The organism is Mariniflexile sp. TRM1-10, assembly GCF_003425985.1.
GTDB lineage: Bacteria > Bacteroidota > Bacteroidia > Flavobacteriales > Flavobacteriaceae > Mariniflexile.
In genome coordinates, this window is sequence record NZ_CP022985.1 from 1615877 (window position 1) to 1635747 (window position 19871).

Below are 19871 nucleotides of genomic sequence, written 5' to 3' on the forward strand. Positions count from 1 at the left end.
ATGAATTGCTATTGCGGAAATACCATCCTTTATTCAGAATGTTGCGGAAAAATTCATCATAACATTCATCAAGCCCTAACCGCAGAACAGTTAATGCGGTCCAGGTATAGTGCATTTGTATTAGCTAACGGCGCTTATTTAATGCAAAGCCACCATAGTTCAACACGACCAATTAAAGAAAAAAAAGAAATTGTTAAATGGGCTAAATCCGTTCAATGGATAAAATTAGAAGTATTAGAAACTTCAAAAGGAAAACCAGACGACACCGATGGAATAGTTACATTTAATGCGTATTTTTATGAAAAAGGAAAAGTAGATATTATTCATGAAAAATCAGCTTTTTTAAAAGAAAACAACCATTGGACTTATTTAGGATTAAGTAAATAAAAAATATAATAATGTATCCACTTAGAAGAAACAGACGATTAAGAACCAACGAAGCCATTCGTAGTTTAGTTAGAGAAACCATCATTACACCAAACGATTTTTTAGTTCCCCTTTTTGTGGTGGAAGGAAAAGGCGTGAAAGATGAGATTCCTTCGATGCCAAATTATTTCCGTTACAGTTTGGATTTACTGGAAAACGAAGTAAAAGAACTTTGGAAACTGGGTTTAAAATCGGTGTTGTTATTCGTAAAAGTACCCGATAATTTAAAAGACAACAAAGGTACTGAAGCCTTAAACCCCAACGGATTGATGCAGCGTGCCATTAAAACCGTTAAAAATGCCTGTCCAGAGATGTTGGTTATGACCGATGTCGCTTTAGACCCATACTCATCTTACGGACACGATGGTATTATAGAAAATGGTATGATTGTTAATGATACAACCGTTGATTTGTTGGCTGAAATGAGCGTATCCCATGCCAAAGCAGGTGCTGATTTTGTAGCGCCAAGTGATATGATGGACGGACGTATTTTAACCATTCGCGAAGCTTTGGAAGATGAAGGGTTTATTAATACAGGCATCATGAGCTATTCAGCTAAATACGCTTCGGCATTTTATGGGCCGTTTCGAGACGCTTTAGATTCTGCTCCTGTTGATATGATTGATATTCCAAAGGATAAAAAAACCTATCAAATGGATTATGCCAACCGTTTTGAAGCCATTTGCGAAACCGAAATGGATATTGATGAAGGCGCCGATATTGTCATGGTAAAACCCGGACTTTGTTATTTAGATATTGTAAGAGACATAAAAAATGCCGTTGATGTGCCTGTTGCCGTGTATCAAGTTTCTGGTGAATACGCCATGCTAAAAGCGGCGGCCGAAAAAGGCTGGTTAGACCACGACGCCGTTATGATGGAACAAGTAACCGCCATAAAACGTGCGGGAGCAGATATCATCGCTTCTTATTTTGCTAAGGATATTGTAAAATTAATTTCATAGCTTTAATAAAAAATTAAACCGTTATGGGATTGCTCTTATTTTATGCATCAACCGCTATCATTTTCTCTTTTTGGTGCTCCATTTTAGAGGCCGTTTTGCTAAGCATTACTCCAACATTTATTAATATCAACAAAAAAGAGGGCAACTCGTTTGCCATTATTTTAGAGAATTTTAAAAAAGATATTGATAAACCACTTATAGCCATCTTAACCTTTAATACGATAGCGCATACTGTAGGCGCTATTTTAGTTGGTGTACAAGCCAAAACTGCCTATGCTGATATTTATGGCAGTAAACAAACACTATTTCTGGGTTTTCCATTTACCGAAGATGTTATGGTTGGTATTGTTTCCACTATAATGACCATCTTAATTTTAATAGCTTCAGAAATAATCCCTAAAACCATTGGCGCCACTTATTGGAAACAATTAGCCAATTTCACAGCTATAAGTTTAAACCTATTGCTTTTTCCATTAAAATGGACAGGCATTCTTTGGATGCTGCAATTAACTACCAAACTTATTGGCGGCAAAGAGCATCATAGTGTTATGAGTCGTGATGGGTTTTATGCCATGACAGAAATTGCTGAAGAAGAAGGTGTTTTTGAAGCCTCTGAAAGTACGGTGATTAAAAACTTATTAACCTTTAGAAACATTCAGGCTAAAGACGTTATGACACCGCGTATTGTTATGAAAACCGTTAGCGAAGATATGACCGTTGAGGAATTTTTTAAAGAAAACCAACACATCCGTTTTTCTCGTATCCCCGTATTTCAAGATGAAACCGATAACATTACAGGATTGGTTTTAAAAGATGATGTTTTTAGGGAAATGGCGAATGATAACAACGGTATAAAATTGGCTGATATCAAGCGAAATATTATCATTGTCAATCGTTCACTCGCGATTCCAAAATTGCTAGATCAATTGGTAAACAGTAAAAACCATATGGCATTGGTAGTCGATGAATATGGTTCTGTAAATGGCATTGTTACTATGGAAGATGTGATTGAAACCTTATTGGGATTTGAAATTATGGATGAGAGTGATAACATTGCCGACTTACAACATTTGGCAAGAAAAAGTTGGGAAGCCCGGGCAAAACGTCTCGGTATTATAAAAGATAATAACCCTATTAAGTAATGGAAACCTGTATCATCAAATCACCCTTAGGTTATACCAAAATTAGTGGTGACACAAATGGTATTTCATCTGTAATCGTTTTAAATTCTGAAGAAAAAACAACAGATATTATTCCTGTTGAGCTTGAAGATTGTGTGATGCAGCTTAACGAATATTTTGAGGGCACACGCACGCAATTTGACCTTAAACTTAACCCAGAAGGTACCGATTTCCAAAAAACAGTTTGGAAACAACTGGAGCAAATTCCTTATGGAAAAACAGTTTCTTATTTAGATTTATCAAAACAATTAGGCGATGTAAAAGCCATTAGGGCCGTTGCAAGCGCCAATGGCAAAAACCCCCTTTGGATTATTGTTCCATGCCATCGGGTTATTGGTAGTGATGGCAGCTTAACAGGGTATGCTGGAGGTTTGCACCGCAAGCAATGGTTGCTGGAACACGAAAACCCATACAAACAACAATCTCTTTTTTAGTTTTAGAGCATGCTTAAAAAGGATTGATTGTAGCGAAAAATGATGATTTTTGTTCCATATGAAGGCTTTTTTGAACCGCATAGCCGTAGCTATGGGGTGATAAAAAGACAAATATGTGGCAAAAAGGGCATTTTTTTAGCCAATTGAATTTTTTTAAACATGCTCTTATTTCCATGCTTCCTAAAGTATAGGATTACATAAAATATTTCCTATATTTATTTCAATTAAACAACATGAAATGAAATTTCTTAAAAAACTTTTTAAATGGCTCGCTATTTTATTAGGCGTGTTAATAATTGCACTTTACATTACAGACACCGATTATTTGTTAAAAGCCGTTAGAACCATTTATCTAACAGGGCACTCAACCGCTTATTTAGAAGATTATAAGAAATTCGACAACAAGCTTGTAGAAAATGGTAAACCTCAACCTTGGCCCATTCATAAACATTATAATACTGTTAAAGAAACCGATGCTTTAGACAGTATAAACAAAGCAAACGGCACCATAGCATACGTTATTATAAAAAACGATAGTATTTGGTTTGAAAACTATTACGATGGTTTTGATGAAAACTCTAAAAGCAATTCGTTTTCAATGGCAAAAAGTTACGTGTCTGGACTTATGGGAAAAGCTCTTGAACAAGGTTATATAAAAAGTTTAGACCAACCCGTCAGCGATTTTTTACCAACATTTGGTGAGGGTTTAGCAGCAAAAATGACTGTGGGTGATTTATCAAGTATGGCGTCTGGCACGACATGGGACGAAAAGTATTATTCGCCATTTTCAATTGTCACACGAGCTTACTTTGATGACGATTTAGAAAAAGTGATGCTAGGATTAAAAGTTGAAGAGGAACCAGGAAAAAAGTTTAAATATTCTAGTGGCGATACGCAAATACTAGCTATGGTTATTGAAAAAGCTACGGGCAAAAAAATGTACCAATATTTAGAAGAAAGTTTTTGGAAGCCACTTGGTTGTGAAAATGAAAGCCTTTGGCAGGTTGATAGTGAAGATCACGATTTGGTAAAAGCCTATTGTTGTATAGCTAGCAATGCTAAAGATTTTGCACGATTTGGCAAACTATACAAAGATTTTGGTAAATGGAACGGAAAGCAAATTTTAGATTCGGCATTTGTTGCAAAATCCATAAAACCACGTTTTCCTGAAAGTCCACAATATGGCTATGGCTGGTGGCTAAAACAACAACATGGCAAAGACTTTTTTATGATGCGCGGACATCTTGGGCAATATGTTATTGTAGAACCCAATGATAATGTGATTATTGTTAGGTTAGGGCACTCAAAAGGCTCGAACAAAGAGAAGGGTTCTTATACCGAAGATATTTCTGTTTACATTGATGAAGCCTATAAAATGCTTGGAAAATGATATCAAAACTTAATCTTGAAAACATATTATTTCTAGATATTGAAACCGTTCCGGAAGTTCAATATTTTTCTGAATTGGATGAAACAAAACAAGCGTTGTGGGAACATAAATCGAAATACCAAAGAAAGGAAGACGAAACTGCCGAAGACTTTTACGAGCGCGCAGGCATTTGGGCCGAATTTGGTAAAATAGTATGCATTTCGGTTGGGTATTTCACGCTTAAAGGTGATTTAAGACAGTTTAGAGTCACCTCATTTTATGGCGATGAAATTAAAATTTTAAAAGATTTTAAAAATTTACTATTATCACATTTTAGTGAAACAAAACACTTACTTTGTGCGCATAACGGTAAGGAATTTGACTTCCCCTACATTGCTCGCCGCATGATAATCCACAATATAGAGTTACCTTATAAACTCAATCTATTTGGTAAAAAACCTTGGGAAGTACCACATTTAGACACTTTGGAATTATGGAAATTTGGCGATTATAAAAGCTATACCTCGCTCAAATTACTAACCAATGTTTTAGGTATTCCATCACCAAAAGATGATATTGATGGCAGTGAAGTTTATAGGGTTTATTATGAAGAAAATGAAATTGACCGTATCGTAATTTATTGCGAAAAAGACACCATTGCCGTTGCACAAATATTTTTAAGACTTCGTGGTGATGCCATTCTTCACGAGAACGAAATTATTCATATATAATGAAGATACACCCCATTTTAACTATTAACGACTTATCTATTGCTTTCGGAAAAAACGAAGTCATCCATCACATTTCCTATCATCTAAACCAAAATGAAATATTAGGTATTGTCGGTGAATCGGGTTCTGGTAAATCGGTATCTTCACTCGCAATTTTAGGACTTCTTCCAAAGAAAATTTCAAAAATAACGTCTGGAAGCATTATGTATAATAATGAAGACTTAACAACATTGTCTTCAAAAGCGTTTCAAAATATCCGAGGCAAAAAAATAGCCATGATCTTTCAAGAACCCATGAGTTCTTTAAATCCATCGATGACATGCGGAAAACAGGTTCAGGAAATCTTATTACAACACACTCATTTATCAAAACAAGAAGCAAAAACAGAAACACTGTCGCTTTTTGAAAAAGTAAAATTACCTAACCCCGAACGTGTTTATAAGGCCTATCCTCATGAAATTTCGGGAGGACAAAAACAACGGGTTATGATAGCCATGGCAATAAGTTGCAAACCCGATATTTTAATTGCCGATGAACCAACAACAGCATTGGATGTTACCGTGCAAAAAAACATCATACAGCTATTAAAAGAGCTGCAAGTCGAAACAAAAATGAGCATTATTTTTATTACGCATGATTTGTCTTTAATTTCAGAAATAGCAAATAGGGTTTTAGTGATGTATAAAGGTGACATTGTGGAACAAGGCGAGGTTTCCACCATTTTTAAAGCACCTCAGCACCTATATACCAAAGCGCTTATTAATTCGCGCCCTTCTTTAAATACGCGGTTAAAAACGTTACCAACTATTCAAGATTATCTAAACAACACTACTAAAACCGAGATTATTACTTCTGAAGAACGCCAGTTAAAACACGAAAAATTATATAGCAAACCCCCTTTATTGGAAGTGATTAATGTTGAAAAGGAATATTTTTCAAAATCGGGTTGGTTTTCCAAACCTCAATCTTTTAAAGCGGTAAATGATGTCAGTTTTAAATTGTACGAAGGCGAAACTTTAGGATTGGTAGGCGAATCGGGTTGTGGAAAATCCACTTTAGGAAATGCTATTCTTCAATTGGATAAAGCCACCGCTGGAAAGATTCTTTATCAAGGCATTGATATTACGAAGCTTTCAAATTCAGAAATAAAAAAACTTCGAAAAGACATTCAAATTATATTTCAAGATCCGTATTCCTCATTAAACCCGAGAATTCCTGTAGGTAAAGCTATTATGGAACCCATGAAAGTACATAAGCTGTATCATTCAGATGAAGAACGCAAAGAAAAAACGATTGAGATTTTAGACAAGGTTGGTTTATCTGAAGATTATTTTAACCGATATCCTCATGAGTTTTCGGGCGGACAAAGACAACGTATCGGAATTGCAAGAACTATTGCTTTACAACCAAAACTTATTGTGTGTGATGAGTCCGTTTCGGCTTTAGATATATCGGTTCAAGCTCAAGTTTTAAACTTGTTAAACAACCTTAAGGAAACTTTTGGATTTACCTATATTTTTATATCGCACGATTTGGCAGTGGTAAAATATATGAGTGATCAATTATTGGTAATGAACCAAGGAAAAATAGAAGAATTGGACGACGCTGATATTATTTACAGATCGCCCAAAACTGTCTACACTAAAAAATTAATCGACGCTATTCCCAAAGGATTATAGCATAAATATTTTTTTAGTTAAATACATTAAACTTTTGATAAAGCGTAAATTCTCACGAACTGTTTCTTTGAATTTACTTTCGTAAAATGTAGGTTCTTCAGGTAGGTTTGCTGCATAATTCATAGGCTTCAAGTTTATGGTAGATTTGGGGAAATCTATCTATTTGGTTTGGTTTATTTGGGGACTGCTAATATGAAATATTTTTTCAATATATCAGTTAAAAAACATAAAAAATCGATAAAATGCGTTTATTTTTAACATTTAGTCCATTTTAAACCATTTTTGTTCTATAAAATTTTTTACCATACTCTGCAAACACTGTGTTAAGGCTTTTTAAAGATATTACTGATTTGTATACCCTACTTTTAACTTTTAATAGTTTAACTGTGTAATCGTTGAATCGTGTATCACAAACTTTATCGGTACATCAAACTTTGAACTTCTAACATCTAACTTCGTTAAAATTTATATCGAACTCAGGTTGCTTAGCGATTATTAAAACAGAATTGCAAATAGACATTTGAATATCAATTTATTGTCATTTAGTCTATATTCTATTTTCTTTTAGCAAAGCGGTCTTGAATCTTTAATCGGACGCTAATGATTATAATGAACTTGCTAAGGCGATTCAGATACGCATTTCAGGAATATCGCCTTCAATAATTAAAGTACCTTCGGTGGCATTCTTTATTTCTTCAACCGAAATTCCGGGAGCACGTTCCAACAATTTAAAACCTTTATTAGTAACTTCTATAACTGCTAAATTGGTAACTATCTTTTTTACGCACCCCACACCTGTTAATGGTAAAGTGCAACGTTTTAATAATTTGGATTCGCCCGCTTTGTTGGTGTGCATCATGGCAACAATAATGTTTTCGGCACTGGCTACCAAATCCATTGCACCTCCCATTCCTTTAACCATACGCCCTGGTATTTTCCAATTGGCTATATCGCCATTTTCGGCAACCTCCATCGCTCCTAAAATAGTTAAATCAACGTGCTTGCCTCGAATCATGGAAAAACTCATGGCAGAGTCAAAAAAACTTGCTCCAGGCAATGTGGTAATGGTTTGTTTGCCCGCATTAATAACATCGGCGTCTTCTTCGCCTTCAAAAGGAAATGGTCCCATACCTAATACACCATTTTCACTTTGGAACTCAACTTCAATATCGTCACGTACATAATTGGCAACCAATGTTGGAATACCAATACCTAAATTTACGTAATATCCGTTTTTTACCTCTTTTGCAATTCGTTTTGCTATACCTGTTTTGTCTAACATGCCCTAATTTGTTAATGTGTTGATTTGAAAATTGGTCAATTATGCTTTTTTACTTGATGATATGATTTTAGACCATTGTTGTCATTTAGTCTTTTTCTATATTCTTTTTTCTTTTAGCAAAGCGGTCTTGAATCTTTAATCGGACACTAATATTATATAATTATTAAATTGATTAATCTTTTTTTCTCACGGTTCGTTGTTCAATTCGTTTTTCATATACTTCGCCTTGGAAAATTCGCTGTACAAAAATGCCTGGGATGTGAATTTGGTTGGGATCTAAACTTCCTAAAGGCACCAATTCTTCAACCTCAGCAACCGTAATTTTAGCAGCGCCACACATAACGGGATTAAAATTTCTTGCCGTTCCTTTAAAAATTAAATTGCCTGCTGCATCTCCTTTCCACGCTTTTACAAAAGAAAAATCTGCTTTAAAAGCGTGTTCTAATACATACATTTTGTTATCAAATTCTCGGGTTTCTTTGCCTTCTGCGACTTCAGTTCCGTAACCTGCAGGGGTATAAATGGCTGGGAAACCTGCCTGTGCTGCTCGACAACGCTCAGCTAGAGTGCCTTGTGGAATAAGCTCCACATCCAATTCACCCGAAAGCATTTGACGCTCAAATTCATCATTTTCACCCACATAAGACGATATCATTTTTTTTATTTGATGCTTTTGAAGCAGTAAACCTAGGCCAAAGTCATCAACTCCAGCATTATTAGAAATACATGTTAAGCCTTTTACTCCTAATTTTACTAATTGGGCAATGGCATTTTCAGGAATACCACTAAGTCCAAAACCACCAAGCATAAAGGTCATATTGTCTGAAACACCTTTAAGGGCTGCTTCAACATTGGCAACTTTTTTATTAATCATTCTTATATCATTTTTTGCTTTTTAAAAATACGAAATAAAAAAACCATTCTAAAAGAATGGCTTTTGATTTTTCTGGTTGCAAATTATCCTTGGTTTTAAATGATTCAAAATCTGAAACTTAAATCCTATTTCAAAAGTTTTTCTTAGATAAGATGGAGAGCAAAATGAATTACGACTAAGGTTTTTCCTTATAAATTTCAAGGTTTTACCTTAGCAAACATGTAAATAATTTTATATAACTTTATCCACCAACAAACCAATCAATTAAGTTCCCATGATGACACGTTTATTATTTCTTGGATTTTTTATAATCTGTATTAACCTTTCTTTTGGACAAGAACTCCCCCAAATCATCCCGCCTTCGCCAAATGCGGCATCTTTGGCACAATATGCTGATGTACCCATAAGTCACTATACAGGCGTACCTAACATATCTATTCCATTGTACGAAATAAAATCTGGAAATCTTACTTTGCCAATTAACATGTCTTATCAATCAACAACTTTAAGAATGTCCCAAGACACCGTTGGGTAGCTTTAGGTCTACCATCCACATAATTTAAACCACAAATAGTTGCCAATCCCATTGAACAACGCACAAACCACATAATCAATTAAAATGAAGAGAATTAAACTTTTGACCATTTTTTTAGTAATCGCAATTGTTGGGCAGTATGTAGAAGCCCAAGGGGATTATTTGCAGACCAAAATCATCCCTCCATCACCCACGGCAGCGGCACTCGGAGCCTATGGAGATATTCCCATAGGTTATTATACTGGCACCCCCAATATTTCCATTCCGTTATTTGAAATCAATACAGGAAGCTATTCCTTGCCAATAAGCCTTTCATATAACGCTTCATCAGTTCGTGTCGCTGAGGACGCAAGTTGGGTAGGGCTTGGATGGTCATTAAATGCAGGAGGCGTTATTACACGCTCAATAAGAGGGCTCGATGATTTGAACTCTTATAAAGGATATTATTATTTGCCGGCACTGCCCCTTAACGACGTCGAAAATTACTATGGTGGAAATTGGAACCATATAATTGATTTTGAAAGATATGCAACTGATTTAAGCTATAGACAATATGTTGAAACCAATTTAGAAAGTTTTGACCCTACCGATTCAAATTTCTTTATGGAAGTTAACTTAGGACTGGTTGATGCGGAACCAGACATTTACTATTATAATTTTGCGGGCTATACCGGAAGTTTTGTAATGGGCAAGTTGGCGGATGGTTCTCCAATTATCATGCCCGAAAAGAACAACCTTAAATTTGAATACATACCGGTAGGCAGTGTGAGTTTAGGAAAATGGAAGGTTACGGCCCCAGATGGCACTATTTTTTACTTCAACACGACAGAGCTGACCGAGGGGTATGTATCCCATACAGACTTACCGGAGAGTGACCTTAAAGGGCTTACTAAATTTCAAAATACATATAACGATCTTTCAGTCTCTTCCTGGTACCTTGATAAGATAGAGCCTGTAAAAGGCAGTGGCATTGAATTCAACTATGCTTCCAATAGTAAAAGTTTGGGGCTTGTAAACAGACAACAGACAAGGTATGACCGTATACCAACGAGTGACAATGATCCGGCATTACTTAATTATTTTGATTTGTCACGTCAGGTCATATATCACCAGAATTTGAGTTCCATAGAGTTTGAAAATGGCAAGATTACGTTTCTTACAGGTACAAGAAATGATATTCAAGGGCTTTGGAGCACCAACCTCCCACAAAAATTAGAATCTATACAGGTTTATAATAAAAAAAACCAACTGTTAAAGGCATTTGAACTAGGACATGACTATTTTAACAGTGTAGCAACTAATGGTATCAACACATATGCAAGCCTAAGGCTTAAACTGAACTCCGTCACGGAATACGGAAAGTCCGGTTATCCTTTTTATAAATCGGATCCCTATATATTTACTTATTACAATCCAAATGGGTTGCCCACTAAATATTCCAGAAAAGTAGACTCATGGGGTTATTATAATCCAGGGATTCCAGATGTATATATTGAAAATGAAACTTATCCGACTCAACTACCTGCAGTAAATACTTCGGGAAGATCTTTTGTAGGGGTTGATCGAAAAGCAGACGAAACCGGAAAGTATTCGCGCAGCGGGATGCTAGAGACCATTACCTATCCGACCAAGGGATCTACCAAATTTATTTATGAGCCCAATAGAAGGGCCATCAGTCCACCTGATAGTTATACCGTTAATAACACTATTGGATATGCATTTTCTGATGATCAGGGCGAAAAACAGTTAACGGATCCCTTTACTTTGTCCAGCACAACGACCGTAAAGTTCCATCTATATACCCTGGCAACTTATGGTTCACCCATACCGGAAACCCAAATCCTAGGCTATATCAAAAACAGCAGTAACCAAATATTAGGGTCTTTTACCACATCAAGTCCAGATGCGACCCTGTCTTTAGCTTCTGGATCCTATTATGTAGAAGTAGACCTGGGAAACCTTAATGATGGGGACTATGATGTCCAATTATATGCATACACGGAAAGCACGGAATATAGGGATTATGAAATTGTAGGTGGAAACCGTATAAAAGAGATCAAGAATTATGATACAGACGGACAGGAAGTGGCCTATAAAAAATTCATTTATACCGAAAACGGTTACGAAAGTGGTGCCGCAACGGGATTTGGCGGGGGCTTTACCAAACAACATGAGACACGAGGTGTTTATTTTCATGAGGATGATCCGTTTACGTCCGGGCAACAGTTCCCTTCATTTTGGGGTGATTATTTATATGTCCCCTATTCTACGACCAGTGAACTGTACCTAGTTAGAAAATCCAATCCTATATATACATTGGGATTAGGAGGGCAATCGGGAAGTATAGGCTATAAAAATGTGTATGTTTTGGAAGGCGGTGATGGTTCCGGCGGATTGACCAAGTACAGTTATTATTCGTCTTCGATATCATCTCCTATTAATCCCTTTTATTTCTACATCCCTGGATTGCCAATTTATCGGGATCCTATTATTGGGAAATTAAAATCTGTCGAGTTTTTAAATAGTGACAGGCAGTTCTTAAAACGTGAGGAATATGTTTATCAAGAAGTAGAAAGTGAGCGGGATATCGTTAAGGGGCTTAAAATTTTCTCAGACCGTGGTTCATATCCTGGGCTACATCTGCATCAGGACTACGAAAGTATAAAATTTTATGATAATGTTTCCAAATGGTATGTTTTGGGCTCCAAGATAGTCACCGAAGATTTAGGCGGAGATAATATAGTTACCGTACAGAATTATGACTATGAGAACCCCGACCATTTCCAATTGACAAAAACAGGGATTCTGGACAGTAAAGGAGATAATATTGAATCCAAGACCATTTACCCAAGCGATATCCCCGATAAATTTTCTTTACAGGGAGGAACTTTGACAGATCTGGAATTTGGAGCGGTACAGGACTTAATTTCCCAAAATAGGATAGTGCCCATACAGACTGAGAGCTATAAGAATTCGGTTTTATTATCAAGGCAGCGTACTTTATATAAAGATTGGGGCAGTGGATTGGTCTTGCCCAAGGAAGTCCAAACATCCAAGGGGACCGGCACTTTGAAGACCCAAGTCGTTTTTCACAAATATGATGGTTATGGCAATTTGCAGGAAATATCGAAGGTTAATGGCCCCCATACAGTATACATATGGGGATATAATGGACAGTACCCTATAGCGAAAATAGAAAACGTGGCCTCATATGGCAGTATTTCCAGTTCGTTGATAGATGCCGTGGTAACAGCCTCCAATAGTGATTATTCAGAGAGCTCGGAAAACAGTCTGCGGACAGCATTAGAAAACCTAAGAAATTCATTGCCGGATGCCATGGTAACAACCTACACCTATGATCCATTGGTGGGAGTGACCAGCATATGCGATTCCAAGGGAGTAAAAAGCAGTTATGCTTACGATAATTTCAACCGACTCCGTTTTGTCAAAGATGAAACGAACAAGCTGCTACAGGAAAACAGATACCATTATAAAAACTAAAAATATTTTCATAGGATGAAGTTCATAATAAATTATACCCAAGGTTTTGCATTGCTGCTTTTTAGTATCTGGCAGATGAATGCCCAAACGATCACACCTCCAGCAGAAGTGTATATGGGAGAACCGGCCCGTTTCACATTTTCGGATCCCACCAATACGTATTTCCCGGATGGATGGGAATGTCCTGATTGCGAATTGCTATTGGACGAGAGCCAAGCACGTCTTGCCTATATGGATGCTAAATGGGACACCCCAGGTACACACATTATAGAAATTATTTATACATATTATGATGAGTATTATGGATATTGGGACAATGATTATGTGACATTATATGTGAATGTATTATATGTACCTGCACCTACACCTCCTAAACCTATAGTACAGAGTAACACAAATGGCGTGGTAACACTGGCTTGGGCATTAGGCAAAACACCCCCTGCCGATGTTACTTGGTACTGGCAAAGCACCAGTAATGGAACGAGTACTGCAAACTCCAACAGTACCATAGGTTTAACAAGTGACGGTACCTACTATTTAAGGGCATATAACGCCACAACTACCGACTGGAGCGATGAATCCAGCAGTATCTCCTTTACGGTAGCGCCACCGCCTACTTGGTATTACGATTCCGATGGAGATGGGTTTGGAGATTCTTCATCAACAATATCAAGTTGGACACAACCAACCAATTATGTGAACAACAACCTGGATTTTTGTCCCAATGACATAGGTATTTACAATGGGTGTCCTACCGAAAACAATGAAAACTATATTCATACCATTACTTACAATGAGCCTTATTCGGAAAGCTCGAACTTAAATGCTGTTCCCGTTACACATAAAATAGAATCCATAAATTATTATGACGGTTTGGGTAGGCCCAAGCAAAATATTGGTATACGTGCAGGTGGTAACAGCGAGGATATTATAACACATATAGGGTATGATGCTTACGGTAGACAGGACAAAGAGTATCTTCCATATGCTTTGGCAAGTGGTGGTGGAATATATAGATCTGACGCTTTGGCGGTCACAAAAGACTATTACGGTACCGCTAAGTATGAAGAGGATTTTCTTGGAATGACCACTTCAAATATTAATCCCTATTCAGAAAAAAATCTGGAAGCTTCACCCTTAAGTAGGATACTGGAACAAGGTGCCCCGGGAGCCGATTGGGCGGTAGATAAAAACAGCGATAGTGACAAAACCATAAAGTTTGAACTCGCCACGAATTCCGGTACCGAGGTTAAAAAATATGAAGTGGCACTGACGGCCTCGACTACAAACAATGTCATAACGTACATCCCAACCTTAACCTTGGACACATCCAGTAGCAATAATTATGGTCACTATACCGAACATGGGCTTTATAAAACGGTTACCAAGGACGAAAACTGGACGAGTGGTACAGCGCATACCGCCGAAGAATTTAAGGACAAGCAAGGACGGGTCATTTTAAAACGTACTTATGGTGCCAGTGACATCAATATGGATGGGGACACATTGGATGCAGGTGAATCGAATGCCCCGCATGACACCTATTATGTGTACGACGATTATGGTAACTTAACCTTTGTTTTACCCCCTAAGGCAGAACCCAATACAGCGTTACCTGACGCTGCAAAATTAACGGGATTATGTTATCAATATAGGTACGATGATAAAAACAGGTTGGTAGAAAAGAAAATACCGGGTAAAGATTGGGAATATATTGTTTATGATAATTTGGACCAACCTATCTTGACCCAAGATGGGAACCTACGTATGCTGTCACCAAATAAATGGCTATTTACGAAATACGATGCCTTTGGCAGGGTGGCCTATACCGGAGAAATGTCCAGGAACATTTCGCGGCCCAGTTTGCAGGCGGAAGTAAACTGGACACCTTCCCAATATGTGGTCAAACAAACGTCACCGACGACCATAGACGGTACAACGATCTATTATAATAACCTAGCCTATCCTACTGGATATATCACAGACATTCTGACCATTAACTATTATGACAACTATACGTTCGATAAGGATGCATCATTAAACTTACCGTCTACCTCTGGAGGCCAAGCTATCATTAATTACAATAATGCGAGTGCCACACAGAAACTCACCAAAGGATTGCCAACGGGCAGCAAAGTCAGGGTGTCCAATCAATGGATTACCACGATTATTGGCTACGACAGTAAAGGACGTGTCATCTATACAGCAAGCGATAATGATTATTTGAGTACCCTGGATGTGGCACGGAACACCTTGGATTTTACGGGGAAGGTGAAAAAAACGGAAACTCTGCACGAAAGGGATATTGAACCTGTTTTGGTTTCCGTTATAACAGAGGATGTCTTTACCTATGACCACATGGGCAGGTTAAAAAAGCAGACCCAGGAACTCAACAATACCAATGTATTGGAAGTCATAGTGGAGAACACCTATGATGATCTGGGGCAATTGTCAAGTAAAGGCGTTGGTGGTAAGTCCACCCAGGGCAGGCTTCAAACCATCAATTATAAATATAATGTGCGCGGATGGTTAAAACAGATTAACGATACCAAAAATTTGGGCAACGACCTATTCGGTTTCACTGTTAATTATAACGCGGCCACCCATGGGGGAACACCATTGTACAATGGAAACATTTCGGAGACCGAATGGCGAACGGCCAATGAGGACAGCAGTATAAAATGGTACAAGTTTGATTATGATGGTTTAAACCGTTTAAAGAGTGCCATCGACAATATCAACCTGTTCAACTTAAGTGCCATAACCTACGATAAGAACGGGAACATCACCAAATTGAACAGAAGAGGGATAAAATACTCTTATGGAACCGTTGGCGGTGATGAATACTATGGAGATATAGATCTTTTGACCTATACCTACCTGCCTAATAGCAATCGACTTGACAAAGTGCAGGATAATGCCTATAGTACCATCGGATTTAGGGATGGGGCAAATGCATCCCTGGAATATATCTATGATTCGAATGGCAATATGATATTGGATGCTAACAAGGGGATCACGGCCATTAGTTACAACCATTTAAACCTGCCTACGAGCATTTCGATAAACGGTAGTGGGGGAACGGGGACAATTTCTTATATTTACGATGCAAATGGCATAAAACAAAAAAAATTGGCAAACACAAGTACCACTTATGCTGGCAATTATGTTTATGAACCCTACGGACCTGCGGATGATTTAAAGTTCTTTAGCCATCCTGAAGGTTATGTGGATGTTGATGGAGGTTACAAATATGTATACCAGTATAAGGACCACTTAGGGAATATTAGGTTGAGCTATCAGGATACAGGAAATTATGAGGAGGTATACGACAGCGATTTTGGAAGTGGTCTTGATGGATGGGAAGAGAAATACTGCGTAAACTCAATAGCCAATGGAAAACTGAGAGCAGATTTGAACAGTATCAATACATGGAAAGGCGTAAAGCACAACTTCAGTGGATTTGCCACGACCGCAGGGGAGGTTGTTAATGTAAAGATAACTTTCGACAAAGGCAACACGCAATCTGATGTACGTGTGGTTTTTCAGGAAATAGGATCCAATGGGTATGGCTCATTTAACATTAAGACAAGTGACTTGAAGACGGGGACATTCGATTTTAGCCATACCATGCAGTATACAGGACACAGTCTAAGGATTCTAGTAGAAACTTTTTCAGGTACGGCTTCTTATTTTACATTAGATGATGTAAGCTTAACCCAACTTGGTCTGGAAATCGTGGAGGAGAACAACTACTACCCTTTTGGGATGAAGCATCATGGGTATAATAGTAATCCAACCTCTTCTAATATAGCACTCAAAAGGAAGTATAATGGTGTTGAATATGAGGACGCCTTAGGGTTGAATTTATACGAAATGGATGTGAGGAGTTATGACCCTGCCATTGCTAGGTTTACAACCATGGACCCGGTGACGCATCATAGTATGTCGCCTTTTATGGCGTTTGATGGTAACCCTGTATACTGGGCAGACCCTAGTGGTGCTGACTCTGTAGGTGCAGATGGTTTAACCAACGACCAATGGATGGAGGTGTCTCGACCAGGAGGTGGTGGTTTTGATGCTATGAGGGAACAAAGGAATGCTAATAATGCTTATAATTTTGAGCAGAGTAGGAATGTATCAGTAACTACTGGTCCACTCGAGTCTAGTGAAACTGATGAAGGTTGGTCTCCTTTGACTAAAGATGCACTAATTGATTATGTTTCCCAATATTTCCCTGGAAAAAATAGAGATTATGTATCTGGTAGAGCTGGAGATTTGTTTGAAGATGCATTTATTGAATTTGCAACATTGAATCCATCAATGTTCTACAATTTTCAAGCAGTTGAAGGTAGATCAACGGAATCAATTCCTGACGCTTATTCTGATATATTAAGCCAAGGAAATGCAGGACTGCTTCTTCATTACAAAGCTAATATTATAGAAGTTAAAACAAAAAATGTTACATTGACAAAACAGATAATAGGTTTTATAGATGAGCTAGCCAGACATCCTTCTGCTAGTAGACAAAGAAATAAGCCTGTTAGTATTACTTTTGTCACATTGGCTGATAATTATATACATTCTAAAGTTATTTCGTATGCTAATAGTAGATTAGGAAAGCAGTTAGGTTTTGTCAATAAGGTTTATCATTTTGTACCACAATATAAAATTGTAAATGGGAGTATGTCTTTAGATTTTGGAGAAAAAGCAATTTTTACAACTAATTTTCACTCAAAAAGTAAAAAAGTTAAATTATGAAATTTTTACTAATAATATTTTTAGCAATGAATATTCAAAGTTTTAAAGTAATTGATATGCAAGATTCTAGAATTAATGAAATGATTGACGAAGCTTTTAAACATGAAATTTGTTATTTTAATTCTGCAACTATTCATTATCTAAAATCTAATGAATATTTAGTAACTCCAAGCGAAGGAAAATATGCTATATTATATTCAGATTTAAATTTATTAAAAAAACATATAGAAGATAAGTATTTTCCAATTGAGAAACTTGAATCTAATAGTATTTATGAGGTTGAGAAACTAAACATAGAAGATATAGAAAATAAAGATATCACCTATATTAATTATATTTTAGATAAATTTAATTTAGAACAAAATAAAAAAATTAACGATTGTTCTATAGAAACACAATTAAATGATTTAAACGATAAAATTAATAGTTATGGTTGTCAAAACTTGTCAAATTATGACATTCTGGCTATTGGAATATATGTCAGTCATTTGTTTAAAATAGAAACTTCATCATCTTGGCAACTGAATAAAGTACATACTCTTAACACATATTGGACTCCATCGATTATTTCTAAAGAAAACATCAAACATGACATAATTGGAAATATTTTTAATACGATATATGAGCATGACTTTGTGGATTTGATTTATAGTTACCGTAAAGAAATGGCTAAATTTCATGGACTTAAAAAGCCTTTGTCTAAAGAGTACTTGAGCTATATTTCCACTGGAATATTAAATAAAAATAACAACAACTAAAACACCCCCCGCTAGCGCGGAAATGTTTTCCGTGCCGTAACGAATAAGAAATAAAACAAGAGTCAAGAGCCACAACGTAAAAGTTGTGGTTTTTTACGAGGAAAGATTAGTTGAGGTCGTTTGTGTTACCCTGCTATTCACCGCTGCTATTCCCAAGCACATTTTAAAACAAGCTGTTCCATATAAGGGAACTGAATGAAAATGAAACAGATATACAATAATCTAAGCAGTACTCTTAATATATTTTAGGGGTGCTGTTTTTTTAGAACCCACCGCAACCGATATTTATACCAAAGCCGCCATTTAAAAATTGATGAAATTTTAATAATAGAAACATGAAAAAAAATGTATGTTTATTTGTAGGTTTATTGTTCGTAGTTGGTTGTAAAAGTCAAGAAGTAAAATATTCAGAAGATGTTCCAAATGAATCAGATTTAGCCATAATTGATATTCATTTGGGTAAAGACAAAAATTTATTAACGTTTGTAGATAATTTTAAAGAAGATAGTGTCCCCTGCCATTGCTAGGTTTACGTCTATTGACCCTGTTACGCATCATAGTATGAGTACTTATACAGCATTTGACAATAATCCTGTATTTTGGGCTGATCCTAGTGGTGCGGATGCCCAAGATATATGGGGAAGGGATAGATTTGATTCTTTTTCAGGGGTTTATATTCCACCTATGGATAGAGGACCTATGAATTCTGGTCAACAACCTCCAGGGGGTGAGACACTTTTACAAAAAGTGGTAAGAACTACGGTCACTAGTATTGCCAATAAGGCTAATGAGTTAAGTGGAGGAGAAATGGGAAAAAGTGCAAGTGATAAACACGTTAATGCGTATCAACTTTTCTATCAGTGGGTACATGGGACAGGTTCAAGTACACGTAATTTTGATGAAAATAGTATTATGGGTAAAGAAATGTTGCAGGCTCCAGAAGTTATCAAAGCAATTAATAATGCAGCTAAACTATCTGTTTGCAATGATGATTGCAATAAACAACTTTTTTTCAGAAGTCTTAAATCTGAAAATCCAATCACATATGCACTCGATGATTTTCCAAAAGATATAGGGGGTAGAAATCCAGCACGTGGATTTCATGGGAGTTTTTCAGGAACAATAATGGTTAATGATATCATTCCCGCAAATGGAGGTAGCTGGGTTAAAATGACGGTTTCAATAAGTGATAGAATGACGGCTGAATCAGGAACAAGACTTTCTGGAACGGCTGGTGGTTATGACAAAGACAACCCTGCTACTGTTTATCCTAAGGAAAACCCCTATGGAGCGAATGGCCAATTCAGGACAATCAATATAAACTATAAAATGGAAGTAAGTTATTTTCAACCGAAATGACAAATAAACAAATTTTAAA

General features: G+C 36.8%; 15 protein-coding genes. 13 read left to right on the forward strand and 2 right to left on the reverse strand.

The genetic code is table 11. The features are described 5' to 3' along the window. From CJ739_RS06935 to CJ739_RS06965, 7 genes are all read left to right on the forward strand, one after another. Window positions 1-387, forward strand: coding sequence for a YchJ family protein (locus tag CJ739_RS06935; RefSeq protein ID WP_117173734.1), 387 nt, complete (start codon window positions 1-3; stop codon window positions 385-387). A gap of 11 nt (window positions 388-398) precedes the next feature. Next, window positions 399-1388 (forward strand): porphobilinogen synthase, encoded by a 990-nt coding sequence (gene hemB / locus CJ739_RS06940; RefSeq protein ID WP_117173736.1) that lies wholly within the window; start codon window positions 399-401, stop codon window positions 1386-1388. Between the two features lie 23 nt (window positions 1389-1411). After that, window positions 1412-2530: a CNNM domain-containing protein gene (locus CJ739_RS06945; protein WP_117173738.1), complete on the forward strand. Its 1119-nt coding sequence runs from the start codon at window positions 1412-1414 to the stop codon at window positions 2528-2530. Continuing rightward, window positions 2530-3003, forward strand: coding sequence for a methylated-DNA--[protein]-cysteine S-methyltransferase (locus CJ739_RS06950; protein ID WP_117173740.1), 474 nt, complete (start codon window positions 2530-2532; stop codon window positions 3001-3003). The genes CJ739_RS06945 and CJ739_RS06950 overlap by 1 nt, the downstream gene beginning before the upstream one ends. 238 nt (window positions 3004-3241) lie before the next feature. Continuing rightward, window positions 3242-4393 (forward strand): serine hydrolase domain-containing protein, encoded by a 1152-nt coding sequence (locus CJ739_RS06955; protein WP_117173742.1) that lies wholly within the window; start codon window positions 3242-3244, stop codon window positions 4391-4393. Next, on the forward strand, window positions 4390-5103 hold the full coding sequence (locus CJ739_RS06960; protein WP_117173744.1) for a 3'-5' exonuclease: 714 nt from the start codon (window positions 4390-4392) through the stop codon (window positions 5101-5103). Before CJ739_RS06955 ends, CJ739_RS06960 begins: the two co-directional genes overlap by 4 nt. Continuing rightward, window positions 5103-6782 carry an ABC transporter ATP-binding protein gene (locus CJ739_RS06965; RefSeq protein ID WP_117173746.1) on the forward strand — a complete coding sequence of 560 codons (1680 nt, stop codon included), beginning with the start codon at window positions 5103-5105 and terminating at the stop codon, window positions 6780-6782. The genes CJ739_RS06960 and CJ739_RS06965 overlap by 1 nt, the downstream gene beginning before the upstream one ends. A 628-nt stretch (window positions 6783-7410) precedes the next feature. Here the strand turns inward: CJ739_RS06965 and CJ739_RS06970 are convergent. Together CJ739_RS06970 and CJ739_RS06975 are read right to left on the reverse strand one after the other, a co-directional pair. After that, a complete protein-coding gene (locus CJ739_RS06970) occupies window positions 7411-8064 on the reverse strand; it encodes a 3-oxoacid CoA-transferase subunit B (RefSeq protein WP_117173748.1) in 654 nt (217 codons plus the stop codon). A gap of 172 nt (window positions 8065-8236) precedes the next feature. Beyond that, the gene (locus CJ739_RS06975; RefSeq protein ID WP_117173750.1) at window positions 8237-8938 is read right to left on the reverse strand and encodes a CoA transferase subunit A; all 702 of its coding nucleotides are present in this window, start codon (window positions 8936-8938) and stop codon (window positions 8237-8239) included. 274 nt (window positions 8939-9212) lie between these two features. On the opposite strand from CJ739_RS06975, the gene CJ739_RS06980 reads away from it, so the two are divergent. From CJ739_RS06980 to CJ739_RS07005, 6 genes are all read left to right on the forward strand, one after another. Then, window positions 9213-9473 (forward strand): hypothetical protein, encoded by a 261-nt coding sequence (locus CJ739_RS06980; protein ID WP_162880151.1) that lies wholly within the window; start codon window positions 9213-9215, stop codon window positions 9471-9473. Between the two features lie 84 nt (window positions 9474-9557). After that, window positions 9558-12974, forward strand: a complete 3417-nt coding sequence (locus tag CJ739_RS06985; protein ID WP_117173754.1) for a hypothetical protein — start codon at window positions 9558-9560, stop codon at window positions 12972-12974. Window positions 12975-12989: 15 nt separating this feature from the next. Beyond that, window positions 12990-17735 carry a DUF6443 domain-containing protein gene (locus CJ739_RS06990; RefSeq protein WP_117173756.1) on the forward strand — a complete coding sequence of 1582 codons (4746 nt, stop codon included), beginning with the start codon at window positions 12990-12992 and terminating at the stop codon, window positions 17733-17735. Continuing rightward, window positions 17732-18493, forward strand: coding sequence for a hypothetical protein (locus tag CJ739_RS06995; protein ID WP_117173758.1), 762 nt, complete (start codon window positions 17732-17734; stop codon window positions 18491-18493). The genes CJ739_RS06990 and CJ739_RS06995 overlap by 4 nt, the downstream gene beginning before the upstream one ends. 335 nt (window positions 18494-18828) lie before the next feature. Continuing rightward, entirely contained in the window at window positions 18829-19020 is a 192-nt protein-coding gene (locus CJ739_RS07000; protein ID WP_117173760.1) for a hypothetical protein, read from the forward strand. A 34-nt stretch (window positions 19021-19054) separates the two neighbouring features. Then, window positions 19055-19852, forward strand: a complete 798-nt coding sequence (locus CJ739_RS07005; RefSeq protein WP_117173762.1) for a hypothetical protein — start codon at window positions 19055-19057, stop codon at window positions 19850-19852. The last annotated feature ends 19 nt before the right edge of the window (window positions 19853-19871 follow it).

Excerpts from the sequence above, each read along its gene's own strand:
- CJ739_RS06935 (WP_117173734.1), top strand. The coding sequence starts at position 1 with ATGAATTGCTATTGCGGAAATACCATCCTTTATTCAGAATGTTGCGGA.
- hemB (WP_117173736.1), top strand. The coding sequence starts at position 399 with ATGTATCCACTTAGAAGAAACAGACGATTAAGAACCAACGAAGCCATT.
- CJ739_RS06945 (WP_117173738.1), top strand. The coding sequence starts at position 1,412 with ATGGGATTGCTCTTATTTTATGCATCAACCGCTATCATTTTCTCTTTT.
- CJ739_RS06950 (WP_117173740.1), top strand. The coding sequence starts at position 2,530 with ATGGAAACCTGTATCATCAAATCACCCTTAGGTTATACCAAAATTAGT.
- CJ739_RS06955 (WP_117173742.1), top strand. The coding sequence starts at position 3,242 with ATGAAATTTCTTAAAAAACTTTTTAAATGGCTCGCTATTTTATTAGGC.
- CJ739_RS06960 (WP_117173744.1), top strand. The coding sequence starts at position 4,390 with ATGATATCAAAACTTAATCTTGAAAACATATTATTTCTAGATATTGAA.
- CJ739_RS06965 (WP_117173746.1), top strand. The coding sequence starts at position 5,103 with ATGAAGATACACCCCATTTTAACTATTAACGACTTATCTATTGCTTTC.
- CJ739_RS06970 (WP_117173748.1), bottom strand. The coding sequence starts at position 8,064 with ATGTTAGACAAAACAGGTATAGCAAAACGAATTGCAAAAGAGGTAAAA.
- CJ739_RS06975 (WP_117173750.1), bottom strand. The coding sequence starts at position 8,938 with ATGATTAATAAAAAAGTTGCCAATGTTGAAGCAGCCCTTAAAGGTGTT.
- CJ739_RS06980 (WP_162880151.1), top strand. The coding sequence starts at position 9,213 with ATGATGACACGTTTATTATTTCTTGGATTTTTTATAATCTGTATTAAC.
- CJ739_RS06985 (WP_117173754.1), top strand. The coding sequence starts at position 9,558 with ATGAAGAGAATTAAACTTTTGACCATTTTTTTAGTAATCGCAATTGTT.
- CJ739_RS06990 (WP_117173756.1), top strand. The coding sequence starts at position 12,990 with ATGAAGTTCATAATAAATTATACCCAAGGTTTTGCATTGCTGCTTTTT.
- CJ739_RS06995 (WP_117173758.1), top strand. The coding sequence starts at position 17,732 with ATGAAATTTTTACTAATAATATTTTTAGCAATGAATATTCAAAGTTTT.
- CJ739_RS07000 (WP_117173760.1), top strand. The coding sequence starts at position 18,829 with ATGAAAAAAAATGTATGTTTATTTGTAGGTTTATTGTTCGTAGTTGGT.
- CJ739_RS07005 (WP_117173762.1), top strand. The coding sequence starts at position 19,055 with ATGAGTACTTATACAGCATTTGACAATAATCCTGTATTTTGGGCTGAT.